General features: G+C 36.7%; 8 protein-coding genes. 4 read left to right on the plus strand and 4 right to left on the minus strand.

What is annotated here, in order from left to right:
• Positions 1-571: 571 nt before the first annotated feature.
• The 4 genes from L2586_RS20530 to L2586_RS20545 form a co-directional block, all read right to left on the minus strand.
• Positions 572-3,595 carry a M12 family metallo-peptidase gene (locus L2586_RS20530; protein WP_235294830.1) on the minus strand — a complete coding sequence of 1,008 codons (3,024 nt, stop codon included), beginning with the start codon at positions 3,593-3,595 and terminating at the stop codon, positions 572-574.
• Between the two features lie 277 nt (positions 3,596-3,872).
• Positions 3,873-4,073 carry a hypothetical protein gene (locus tag L2586_RS20535; protein ID WP_235294831.1) on the minus strand — a complete coding sequence of 67 codons (201 nt, stop codon included), beginning with the start codon at positions 4,071-4,073 and terminating at the stop codon, positions 3,873-3,875.
• 15 nt (positions 4,074-4,088) lie between these two features.
• On the minus strand, positions 4,089-4,715 hold the full coding sequence (locus L2586_RS20540) for a copper homeostasis protein CutC (RefSeq protein ID WP_235294832.1): 627 nt from the start codon (positions 4,713-4,715) through the stop codon (positions 4,089-4,091).
• A gap of 6 nt (positions 4,716-4,721) precedes the next feature.
• Entirely contained in the window at positions 4,722-5,783 is a 1,062-nt protein-coding gene (locus L2586_RS20545; protein ID WP_235294833.1) for a PorP/SprF family type IX secretion system membrane protein, read from the minus strand.
• 104 nt (positions 5,784-5,887) lie between these two features.
• Between L2586_RS20545 and L2586_RS20550 the strand changes: the two genes are divergently transcribed.
• The 4 genes from L2586_RS20550 to L2586_RS20565 all read left to right on the plus strand — a co-directional run bounded on the left by L2586_RS20550 (position 5,888) and on the right by L2586_RS20565 (position 12,955).
• A complete protein-coding gene (locus tag L2586_RS20550) occupies positions 5,888-6,754 on the plus strand; it encodes a C40 family peptidase (protein WP_235294834.1) in 867 nt (288 codons plus the stop codon).
• A gap of 436 nt (positions 6,755-7,190) precedes the next feature.
• The gene (locus tag L2586_RS20555) at positions 7,191-8,102 is read left to right on the plus strand and encodes a dihydrodipicolinate synthase family protein (RefSeq protein WP_235294835.1); all 912 of its coding nucleotides are present in this window, start codon (positions 7,191-7,193) and stop codon (positions 8,100-8,102) included.
• Between the two features lie 75 nt (positions 8,103-8,177).
• Complete coding sequence (locus L2586_RS20560; RefSeq protein WP_235294836.1) at positions 8,178-11,441, plus strand: SusC/RagA family TonB-linked outer membrane protein; 3,264 nt, start codon at positions 8,178-8,180, stop codon at positions 11,439-11,441.
• A 17-nt stretch (positions 11,442-11,458) separates the two neighbouring features.
• Positions 11,459-12,955, plus strand: a complete 1,497-nt coding sequence (locus L2586_RS20565) for a RagB/SusD family nutrient uptake outer membrane protein (RefSeq protein ID WP_235294837.1) — start codon at positions 11,459-11,461, stop codon at positions 12,953-12,955.
• Positions 12,956-12,987 lie beyond the last annotated feature (32 nt).

Genomic DNA, 12,987 nt, shown 5'->3' on the forward strand with positions numbered 1-12,987 from the left:
TTCTGAGAAAAAGCAAGAAGATTTTAGTTTATAGTTTTTAGTTTTTCGGGGAAACGAGAAAGCTGGTAAATTTTAAGTTATGAGTCCTAGTAATCAAAAGTATTAATCTGCGGAAATCTGCATAATCTGCGGGGAAATTTTAGCATAGCGATAAGCTGTGAGCTGTTAGCTGTGAGCTACTGAAATGAACTTGAACATACATTCTGAGAAAAAGCAAGAAGATTTTACTTTTTAGTTTTCAGTTTTTAGGGGAAAAGAGAAAGCTGGTAAATTTTAAGTTATGAGCCCTAGTAATCTAAAGTATTAATCTGCGGAAATCTGCATAATCTGCGGGAAAATTTTAGGGGAGCGATAAGCTGTAAGCCGTTAGCTTTGAGCTATTGAAAGGAACTTGAACTTACATTCTGAGAAAAAGCAAGAAGTTATTAGTTTTAGTTTTTCGGGGAAACGAGAAAGCTGGTAAATTTTAAGTTATGAGTCCTAGTAATCAAAAGTATTAATCTGCGGAAATCTGCATAATCTGCGGGAAAATTTTGGAGAGCGGTGAGCTGTGAGCCATTAGCAGTGTGCATTAATTTGAAATATTTATCCGATCATATTGCCCAGTGGCCTTCGTGGTAAAAGTAGAATTTGCTTTTAACACCAATGGCCCGATCTGAAATTCACCATAAATATTAATGCCCCTATGATTTTCTATGATACCATAATTAACAATACCAGCATTTAGATTTGGATCCGGTTCATGCATATACATGCTCAGATCACCCTTGTTTTGAATATATCCACCGAGCTCATTAATAATCACACTCCCAGTTTGATTGTTAAAACTAAATCCACCATCCACAATATAAATATCACCATAATTTCTAATCGCATAAGGAATTGATTTATCCGTTTTGTTACAATAGATGTATCCATATGCATTTAATGTACCATGATTTACTATAACACCTGTGGATGATAATTCTAACGAAGCATTAACTCCCACGGTGAAAGTACCATTGCTTCCTACTTTAATTCCTTTGACTATTATCCCATAAGTGTTGGGTGGAATGATAACCTCCCTAATCGATTCATCCATTCCGATCATCACTTCTTCACAGGGCAACGGAATATGGCCTAACGACCAGTTATTTTCATCCATCCAGTCTGTGCTTAATCCTAAATATACATTCTGCAATCCTAAATATCCATCATCCACTATTCCATTGCAGTCATTATCGATCCCATCACAGATTTCAGGATTTCCATCAAAAGAATCTGCTTCATTATCATTACAATCCGTCACATTAGCACAATGTGAATCACCATCAGAGTCCACTCCAAATCCATCACTGCACATCAAACTGACATCACCGCTGTAGGGCATTAATGGATTGCCAGACATCGAAAAGAAATTTATACTACAATAATTGCTTAATGAAGAATCAAAACATCCAGATAAATTATTACTAGAGAAATCAAGATAATTCAAGTTGCTTAGATAAAATCCAAAGTAGAGTGGAGTTGTTCCGTAAAATTGGTTATTACTAACATCCAAATGCTTTAGCCCTCTCATATTTCTGAGCGCATCCGGAAGGGTATCATTGAAATTATTGTGACTAATATCTAAGGTTTGTAGACTTGTCAGATTCTCTATTTCTGTAGGAAGCCCTCCTGAAATTGAATTATTAGATAAATTAATTGTTTGCAATTTGAAAAAAGTATCAATAGAAGAATAGAGATAGCCACTAAGGTTATTATTACTCAAGTTTATTCCGATGATCTCCGCCTTATTATTGCAAATGATACCATACCATTGACAATAATCACAATCACCACTATTTAATCCATCTTCCCAACCTTGTTTATTCGTCCATGAATCACCATTTGTGGCATTATAGAAACTCAATAATGAGTCCGTTAATGCATAATTGCATGGCGTTTCTTCAGTGTAGGCGCAAATACTAAATTCGCCAGAATCATTCGATCCCACATCAGCAACTCGAATGTATATTTCTTGACCAGCCTTACTGATATCATCTATGTTAAGTAATGCCTGATTACCTGCACCAGAATTATCGTCACATTCCCACAATGTCAGCCCGAAACAATCACCAGTATACGTTTCGATTACAAGATCGTCTAGACCACCATTAATAGTTGATGTCTCTATATTCACTTTCCCTGAAGTAGGAATAGTCACCTTGAACCAAACGTCCTTCGGATTCGCTGTTGCATCACATGAGAATGCACCTAAGTTACTTGTTGCAGTGCTGTATACATTATCATAAGTCCATTCTATGCAACTGATACTTGGAAATAACTCAATGGCTGTTAGACATTCATCATTTATCGGAGGAACATCACTACAGTCTTGACTTAGAATACAATCTGCATTGATAAATTTATTATAGATTAGTTCACCTGGTTGAGGTCCGAATCCTTTAGATAAATTAACACCTACAGCATTCAAGTGGCAATAGGACATAATCGTTCCTCCATCTTCGGGAACAGGTGGTTGTCCGCATGATCCTGGCGTTGTCACGCAACCATCGATTGCCGTATAGTTTCCATTCCATGAACAATCTTGTGTGTGAGGTGAGCCAAAATTATGACCCATTTCATGGGCAATAACCATCACGTTCCAAGAATAGTTGGGATAAGCAACAACGCCTCCATTCAAGTTACCACTAACCGCGTAATTATTGTACGTGCTGCATAAAGCATTCAGCCATGCAACTCCACCGCCTAAACTTCTACCTGATAATAAGTGAGCGAGCCTTCCGTTAAATCCCGAAATTGACCTCACCCTTTTGAATTCGTATAATACATTTTCACTTCCGCTGAAGCCTACATATGGATCAGAACTCGTATGAATCATGATCTCTGAAATTTTGATTGAAATTCCTACTCGATTGTATTGGAGTGAAACTTGATTGAAAAGATTCACCACCCAATCTGTGGTCGCTGAGAGGTTCTTACCTTTTTTGCTATATGCAGAGTAGTCCACCTCGAAATAGATATCTACACAATCTGAAGATGGTGCTCTATTGGTCCCAACTTTAGGAACTACATTTTGATTTTCTTTGATACCGTTCGTGGAGCATATAAATTCTTGCTGCTCCTTTAATTCATTATTATAGAAACCGACGTAATGGGTTTTATCGAATCTGTTAATCTGGAAATCGCCAGTCTGATCAGAAATTAATACATCTATTTCTTCCCCTCTCATGCTAACCGCTGCAATCGATTTTGCTTCATTTCCTTCTATATAACCCTGATAGAATACGTAATTTTCACCCTCTGTAAATACATCTCCCGTTTCTGTGGTCACCCTAAAGTTATCACTCAGGATTTTAACTTTTTTTAATATTAATGATTTTGATCCTTCGAATGTAGGTACCACTAGATTCATATGTTCTTTATTTGACCTGCTTGATCTCGTGAAATTCTTATCCAACTTGTACATGAGTGCTCGATCTATCGGAGCTGCGTTTCTATGTTGAGCTGTCGCTTTAGGGTCAATTTGGAAGAATTCAAATTTACTTAGTGTCTGCGCATAGGTTGCGGAAACCATAAAAAAGAGAAATACAATAGAGAAGAATCTATTCATTGGTAGAAGGATTATATGATAGGTAGACTATTTCTAAATCATCGTCACTAGATAATTCTGGTTAAATGTCGCTTACTTATTAAAAGTGAAAATTGAAGAATTTTGGAATTAATGCGCTAACCTAAGTTTTTTTAGGTCAATGTTTTAAGGTGCTAATTAATTTGTTGCAACGAAAACCTGGCTGCAGACACTCATATTTTATATGTGTACTTCAACTGAAATTGTGAAATATAGGTTAACTGATTGATGCTGGTATGGATGAACTGTTGGTAAAGGATTAAAAATTATAGTTATTCGTCAGCATCAGATATGTTGCCACAGAACCAAGGACAAGTGCAATAAGATTGGTAAGAATCATCGGGGAGAGGACAAAGAATTTATTTCCTAAACTTATATTGAAAGTCCGGTCTTTAATGGTTTTTCCGATGATGTAAATGACTACTGCGAAGAACCAGAAATATACCCATGGTTGAATCATAATTTTTAGTATTAGTTATTTAATAACGATATTTCTACCGTGATACTCTTTTGCATTAAGTAATTCATGAAGCTTTCCTATATTCTCAGATGTAACTTTTCCAGCGGGCATAATGGATAAGTGCTCGCCAGCCGCATCTTTCATTTGCATTAATGTTGCTCTACCTTCCCAAGCAGTTTTTTTCTGACCAGAGGTAAGAATTCTAGTGATTTCTGGAATTTGACTCAGTGTTTTAGTTGCCGTAATTGGGTCCTCCACATCATCAATAGCCTTGTGAAAACAAACTTCTAACGGTGAGGCAAGTTGGGCAAGTGCTCTGGTCAATTCCTCATTTATACATTGACCTTCTAAAACTCCAAACACAACACCTTGAATCCCAATTGCTTTAAATTCAAGGATTTCCTGTTTCATTTGCTCTACTTCATCCGAATTATATTCGAAGTTTCCACCCCGAGGTCTAATCATCACCATAATCGGAATATCAGTCTGCTGCATCAATTTCTTAACTTCTTCGATGTCCGGTGTAAGTCCATCCAATTCTAGCCGAGAACAAAACTCAACTCTGTTCGCTCCATTAGCAATAACAGATAAGGCTTCATCTACCGTTTCGATACAAGCTTCTTTAAGATATGTTGCAGTCATGATAATTTAAAAAGTAGGACAGAAATTAAAATCATTTTCATATTCTCCAATATACGAAATGCTGAACTCAAAAACACCGATACCTTGGCGATCATTGATTAAGTCTCGTAAACTTAGGTCGTAGCTGAATCCGATCAACATATTATCATATTCGAATCCACCTAGCAAGATTAATGCGTCTAAAGTATAAACTTCAACATCTCGGACTGGTCGCAAAAAAGCACCAACATGAAATGCTTGTTTGGCAGCTTCATTTCGCGCTATTCTAAAGCCTGATCCCGCATTTAATTCTAAATGTGGTCCTTGACTTAGGAAAAGAACTCTTGGTGTAATTCTTAATTGTTCCGAAACTCGAAATTCGGTATTTAGATAAGCACTGTATTTCATATGTAAGTTACTCTCCTTTTCTAGGTCAGGATTGATCGCATCTACACTTTTGAAAAACGAAATGTTAGGCGTATGAAAATGTGCTAGTGCAACACCCGTGTTAAAATTGAAATACTTAGAAGGAGATATCGTGTAATGTAGACCGACTCCAAAATCACCATAAGCAAAATTATTCACAGGTAATTGCTCTGAAGTTTCTAAGTCGAAAGCATCTAGATTATTAAATTGATCGCCGAATTGTAAGTCTTCATAATTGATATTCTTCTGAGCTAGACCTAATTGGAAACCTAACCCAAGGTATTGCCTTGTCCTTTTATCTAAAGCTTTATGATAGGCGAAAAACAAAGATAGTTGGTTTGTATTCAGATCGTAGAGCGCGGCATTATCTCCATAAAACTGAAAACCTACAGATGCGAAATCTGGATTCTTTTTATTGGTGAATGGGATTTCATAACGTAAGTCACCACCCACACCGTAAGTAGAGATACTATTTTCTATAGCTGCCCTCCATTGATCACGATAAATAGCGCCGACTCGGAAGGATCCGTCATAGGATCCAGCAAGTGCCGGGTTCAAATTTAAAGGTGCTGCAAAGAATTGCGAAAAGTGTTGATCCTGAGCACTTAACTTGTTCAAGGATAATAACACAGACAGAATAATAATAGAATATACCAGTTTCATCAATGCAAAAATAGTTTTTTCCTCTGTTTTATTGTGCTAGAGGAGCAATAATTAAGGGTTTTGGAATCATTATTGTTAATCTATTATAGAACATATTGAATTCAATGCCGAAGAAGTACGGAAAGAAAATTATTCAAAGTGAGGATCCATTTGCAATTTGCATAGTGGCGATAGCTCCTTTACGTGCTAGACCTAGCCACTCTGAAGAACAAGTTTCTCAATTGTTAATTGGAGAGCAAGCTATGATCTTGGATCGGAAGGGAAAGCACTGGTATAAGGTTAGAACCGAATGGGATAATTACGTAGGCTGGATCGATGCGAAGCAGATTCACCTAATAGATGAGGAGGATTTCGAAAAGAATAAAGAGCATGCAGCTTTTGCATTAGAACTGGTTCAAGGAGCGATGGGTGCAGAATTCAGTATACCTGTTACCATTGGAGCAACACTTCCTCGATTTGATGGAATCAGTTGTAAGATGCCTTTCGGAAAAATGACTTATAGTGGTCAAGCTATCTTCGCAGATACTTTAGAATTAGATGAGTATAGACTTGTAAAGCTAGGATTGAAATATATTCATGCACCATATCAGTGGGGTGGGCGTTCTCCCTTCGGAATAGATGGGTCGGGCTTGATTCAGATGATTTTCAAGCTGGCAGGAATTCGAATTCCACGTGATTCAGATAAGCAGATAGCCTTAGGAGAACTTGTTGATTTTCCAAGTGATGCTCAACCAGCAGATCTGGCTTTCTTCGAAGACACGAAAGGCAACATCGTACATGTAGGAATGATCATTGAAGAATCTAAGATTCTTCATGCATATGGCAAAGTAAGACAAGATTACTTTGACCATCATGGGATCTATAATAGTGACTTAGGGAAGTACACTCATAAGTTGAGAATCATTAAAAGAGTTATTGTCCGTGAGAAAAACATGGATGGCGCATTATCTGCGGTAGTTTCCGAGTCTTAATTTTTGTCCAAGGTTAAAATTTACAGATCAGTTAGGCTTGATTTTGCAATAGATTAGATTGTCTTAGTTTGCTTAAGATGAAATTCCTCTTTTATCTAATTTTAGTTTTAACCAGCGTATGTATATCTGGCAATTCGCTTTACAAATAAAACAATCATGGAGTGATCCTCATTAAAACGGTCTAAGAAAAAGTAGATAATATTATGGATCATGCCGTAGTGATAAGTCCAGATATTCGTAAGTTAGGTTAGGTAAATATAATTAGTGAGCTTGAGCGTTTTGGCTTTTCACCCCTGCACGAATCTGTGTATTAGGAAACACCATTTAGTTCCTATGATAAAGAAATCTATAGTTATGATTAAGCACTCTTTTTAAATAAAATTTGCAAAAGGGATTAATTTTTATACATTTGCTTATGTAATACATAATACAACATATGAAACTAATAGCAGCAGTTTATGCACCAATGCAAGCAGATCAGAGCCTAAACCTTGAGATTATTGATCAATATGCCCCTTTTTTGATGACAAATGGAATTAAAGGAGTCTTTGTTAACGGATCGACCGGAGACTTCGTATCACTAACTGACAAGGAAAGAATGGAGCTCATTGAAAAGTGGTCTGATTATTCAAAAGAGGACTTTAAAATTATAAATCACGTTGGCCATAATTCACTTCGAGAAGCTAGGAAATTGGCAAGCCATGCCAGTAAGTATGTAGATGGAATAGCGGTTCTGCCTCCTTATTATTTCAAATTGAAGCGCATTCAAGATTTGGTTTTGTATTGCAAACAGATAGCTGAAGCTGCACCTAATGTACCTTTTTATTACTACCATATCCCAGCACTCTCTGGAGCTAATTTTAAGATGCGAGACTTTGTAGAAATTGCAGTTAAAGAAATACCAACCTTCCAAGGGATTAAATTTACCAATAACGATTTTATTGATTATCAGGAGTGTGTGTTATACAACGATCTCTTGGCTGAAAAATATGAAATGTATTTTGGTATAGATGAAATGCTGATGAATAGCTTGAATCTCGGAGGAAATGGATGGGTCGGAAGTACGTATAACCATATTGCACCCCTTTATCAAAGCATTATGGAAGCATTCGGAAATCAGGAATACAAACTTGCAATGGAGATGCAAAGTAAAGCAATTAAGTTTGTTAATATCTTAGATGGCTATGGCGGATTTAATGGGGCAGGAAAAAGTTACATGAGAGCGTTAGGAGTGGATTGTGGGCCTACGAGATTTCCACATACCTCACTTGCTGACGATAATATCTTAGAAATTAATAAAAAACTTAAAAGTGCCGGATTGACGGAGTCTAATTTTTCAAGTAAATAAAACTAATCTTTTTTTTGACCCTATATGTAATACATAATACAATGTAATTCTTTCACTATAATAAATCATTTAGATATGAAACATTTTTTTAGACAAATAAAATACCAGAGTTTGTCCCAAGGGAATCAACTTTTATCCAATTTTAGACTTGGAACTACTATAGCTTACTTGTTGCTAGGGTGCCTAAGTCTTTCTGCGCAACAACAAAATATTAGTGGAATTGTAATTGATGAGAACAATCTACCTCTCCCCGGAGCAAATATTTTGATCAAGGGAAGTAATTCTGGAACTCAAAGTGACTATGAGGGGAAATTTTCAATGACTGCATTAAAGGAGGATGTCATTGTGGTCAGCTTTCTAGGCTATATCACACAAGAATTAGAAATTGCGGATCGTACTGTTTTTAATATTTCAATGAGTCCATTAGCAAATTCACTTGATGAAGTCGTGGTAACAGGTTATGGGTCGCAATCAAGGGAAAAGTTAACCACCTCGATTGCAAAAATGGACACCAGAATTTTAGAGACCTCTACGAGATCAAATGCAGCGACAGCACTACAAGGAACCGTACCCGGATTAAGAGTTACGAATACGACTGGGCAGCCAGGATCTACTCCGCAGATTGTTCTAAGAGGTGGTACAAACTTTAGTGGAGGTGATTCACCATTGATCTTAATAGATGGTATTCCAGGTAGTTTTTACGCTTTGAATCCAGATGATATTGAATCCATAGAAGTGTTGAAAGATGCTGCAGCTACTGCAATATATGGTGCAAGATCTGCAAATGGAGTGATACTGGTTACGACGAAAAGTGGAAAACTAGGGAAGACTAATGTCAACTATAAGTTCCGATATAGTATTAATAATGAAAGAAATGATCAACAATATTTAGAGGCGGCAGACTTCATAACTTATAACAGACAAAGTGTGTTGTATTATAATGAAGCTTCAGGAAGGAATAATTTTGACGCTGGATTCTTACACGGAGCAACAGGATTTGCTACAGGTGGAAATACAACAAATTCACCATTTACAACCCAGTATCTAACTCCAGAGAATGAATATTTGTTAAGTCAGCCAGGATGGAGTACCGTTCAAGATCCAGTAGACCCCACTAAAGAAATTCTATTTTTGAACAACCCTGTGAATGATAATATTTACCAAGATAGCCGTGCTAAAGATCATTATGTTTCTTTTGATGGTGGAAATGAAAACGGGAATTACTACCTCGGTCTTGGTTACCTTGATAATGATGGTTTAATCCTTGGTTCTGGATTTGAAAGATACTCCAGTAAGTTTTCAGGTTCTTACTATTTGAGGAAAAATCTTAAGGTAAATTCTAATTTCTTATACGCTCATTCTAGTTTGAATACTAGTCCTTTGGGAGCTGATAATACTGTGTTTAGAAGATTTGCAGGTCAGCCTCCTACTTCAAGAACGTATAATAATAATCCAGATGGTTCCTTGTCTACTATTTTAAATCAAGGTACTAATTCGGGGTTCGGAAATCCTTTATACTACAAAGATAAGGCTATTCGTAACAATCTGGAACAACGATTATCTGCTTCTGTTGGAGTAGATTGGGAAGTTATTGACAACTTGACACTTTCTTTCCAAGGAAGTCATTTTGCAATAAATAATCACAACGAAAGTTTTAATAAAGCATACTTAAATGGAAATACCTTAATTACCACTAGAGATGCTTCTGTTTCGCTTGCTCGAACTTTGAGGAATCAGTTAACTGCAACAGCAGATTATAACATAGAAATTGGAAATCATAATTTTAATGCATTAGTAGGAAGTGAATATTTCAAAGATAACTATTTTACTAGTTCTGCGGCCACTAGAAATTCTCCTACAGATTTAATAGAAACATTGAATGCCGGCTCTGAAGCCAGAGGAATTCCTACTTCATTTGAAACTGAGTATTTAATCCTATCTACTTTCGGTAGACTTTTATATGATTACCAAAACAAATATTTAGTCAGTTTGACTTTTAGAAATGATGGCAGTTCGAGGTTAGGCAATAATAAATATGATTTCTTTCCAGGTGTGTCCGTCGGATGGAATGTTCACAACGAAGACTTTTTTGCTAATTCAGGTATTGCTAATATCATTTCTAAATTTAAGCCAAGAGTTTCATATGGTGTGAATGGTAATGTAGGCGTACTAAGTAACTATGGAGTTTATGGAGCATATGGATCACAAGGTGTTTATGATGGCCAGACAGGTTATGCTAATACAGGGCTCCCTGTTTTAGATTTGCAATGGGAACGATCTACAACCTTAAATGCTGGATTCGACCTAGGATTAATGAAGAATAGAATCGGAATTATTGCTGATTTCTATACAAGAGACATCAATGATAAATTGGCGCAACTAACTTTACCTTATTATACTGGCTTTTCATCAATTACAACGAACAATGGCGTGTTGAGAAATCGCGGTGTTGAAATTGGAATCGATGCAGATGTTATTAGGAGCGAAAATCTACAGTGGAATATCGGAGCAACTTTTACTCAGAATAAAAATTACGTGGTGAAACTTCCTGAAAATGATAATGAGTTTAATCGTCAAGGAGGTACACTAATTTACAACCCTGATACAGGCGAAGAAGAGTGGGTAGGAGGACTGCAAGAAGGACAGCGTTATGGAGGTGATTTGATCATTACTTATGTACAAGATTATATTTATCAAAATCAAGAACAAGTAGATGAGCATGCCGAACGAGAAGATGTTTTGCTGCCCGATCATTTTACAAGATATCCTGGTGATGTAGCTTGGGTGGATGTAAATAATGACAATGTGATTAATAGTCTGGATAGACAAGTTATAGGAAGAACAACTCCTAGTATTGTTGGTGGTTTTACTTCTAATTTGATGTATAAGGGGTTTAGTTTGTATGTGAAAGCAGATTATGCTGCTGGTCACATGATATATAATCATATCAGAGGAAAAGGATGGGCTCAAACCCAAGGTAACTTGAATCAACCTATTGAAGTGTTGAATAGTTGGACACCTGAAAATACCTATACAGATTTACCACGATATGTTTTCGTAGATGCCCAGAAGAATATTTTCAGAGGGAGTGAAAGTGTAGTGAATAGTAGATTTTGGGAAAAAGGTGATTATCTGGCTTTACGAGAAGTGACCCTTAGTTACCAGTTTGGGAGTGATGTTTTTCGAGGAGTCGCTAAGAATCTAATGGTTTATGCTACTGGAAGTAATCTCCATTATTTTAAATCATACAGTGGTGATACGCCCGAAGTAGGAGGTTGGAGAGCTGGAGATTTTCCGCTTCCTAAAACCTATACATTCGGACTTAACCTTAATTTTTAATCAAAAAAAGAACTAAGATGAAAAAATACATATTTATTTTATTGAGTCTGTTGGTTTTCGCGTCCTGTGAGAAACAACTCACACTAACCAGCCCAAGTGAACTTACTTCTGCGGGGTTTTGGGACACGGAAAACGGTGCCAGAGCAGCACATACGGGACTATATGGCACCCTTAGGGGAAGTGCAGGAACCTTGTGGTTGCTTGGCGAAATAAGAAGTGATTTATGGGGAGGACAGACTTTCGAATCACCGAGTTATATAAGTTTAATTGAATCCAATATTACCGTTACCACTGCTCCTTTTGGTGGGTGGGCAGGTTTATATAGTGCAATTCATAAATTAAATGATTTTATAGCCAATGTCCCTGAAATAGAATTTGTATCTGAAAGTGAAAAAAGTCATATGATAGGCCAAGCATATGGCTTGAGAGCATTGTATTATTACACATTGTTGAAAACTTGGGGGGAAGTTCCTATCGTAACGAATCCGGTTTCGGATTTCGATCCGAGTGTGTTAAGTAAAGCTAGATCTTCGGAAACTCAAGTAATGGATTTGATTAAAAGTGACTTAGAATTATCTCTTGCAGCATTTGGGACAGATTTTAGCTTTTGGAATAACAATAAGAACTATTGGTCTAGAGCGGCAAGTCTAACACTAAAAGGGGAAGTTTATATTTGGTCTGGGAAATTACTTGGAGGCGGAGATGGTGATTTCACAGAAGCCTTGACTGCGTTGAACCAAGTTGCTGATGGATCGGGAGTGAGTTTAGTGGAGCATTTTAGTGAACTTTGGGGTGTTGAAAATGAAAACAATTCGGAATTTATTTTTGCACTTCAGTATAAGCAAGATGAAGCGAGTAATTTTTATAACTCTCTTACAGGAAGGACAACGGAGATTCATCCTCAATTTGATGATGAAGGTAATTCGATGAGTGATTTTATCATCGGTGGTTCGAATAGGCTAGGGCCGAGTGAGAAAACCTTACTTGTACTTGATGATTCTTTGGATTATCGAAGAAATGAAACATTTATTCGATTGTATGTGGATGGAGAAGGATATCCTGGTTATAATTCAGAAAAGTACTTTGGGGCCATATTGAATAAGTTTCTTGGAAGTGTAGACGGAAGTATCAGAATATTTGAAAATGATGTTCCAGTGTATAGATACGCAGATGTCCTTTTGTTAATCGCGGAAGCAAAGAATAATTTGGGTCAAGACCCATCTGCAGAAATTAATCTTATTCGCCAAAGAGCATACGCCGATAACTATGATGAAAGCACTCATGCTTATGTTTCTAAATTAGTCTCTGAGAATGCCAATGCAATCTTGAAGGAAAGGTATAAAGAGTTCATAGCGGAAGGTAAAAGATGGTGGGATCTTAGAAGAGCTGGAGATAATTATGTGATAGAAAATGTAGAGTATTTAAGTGCTGGAGATGAATACAAGTTGATACTACCTATTACGGAAGATATGATCGGTCGAAATCCAGATTTAGCTCAAACAACAGGATATTAAGTGTATAAAAATAAGAATTTCTATTTTTAGAA

It is taken from the genome of Portibacter lacus (genome assembly GCF_021533215.1).
Taxonomy (GTDB): Bacteria; Bacteroidota; Bacteroidia; order Chitinophagales; family Saprospiraceae; genus Portibacter; species Portibacter lacus.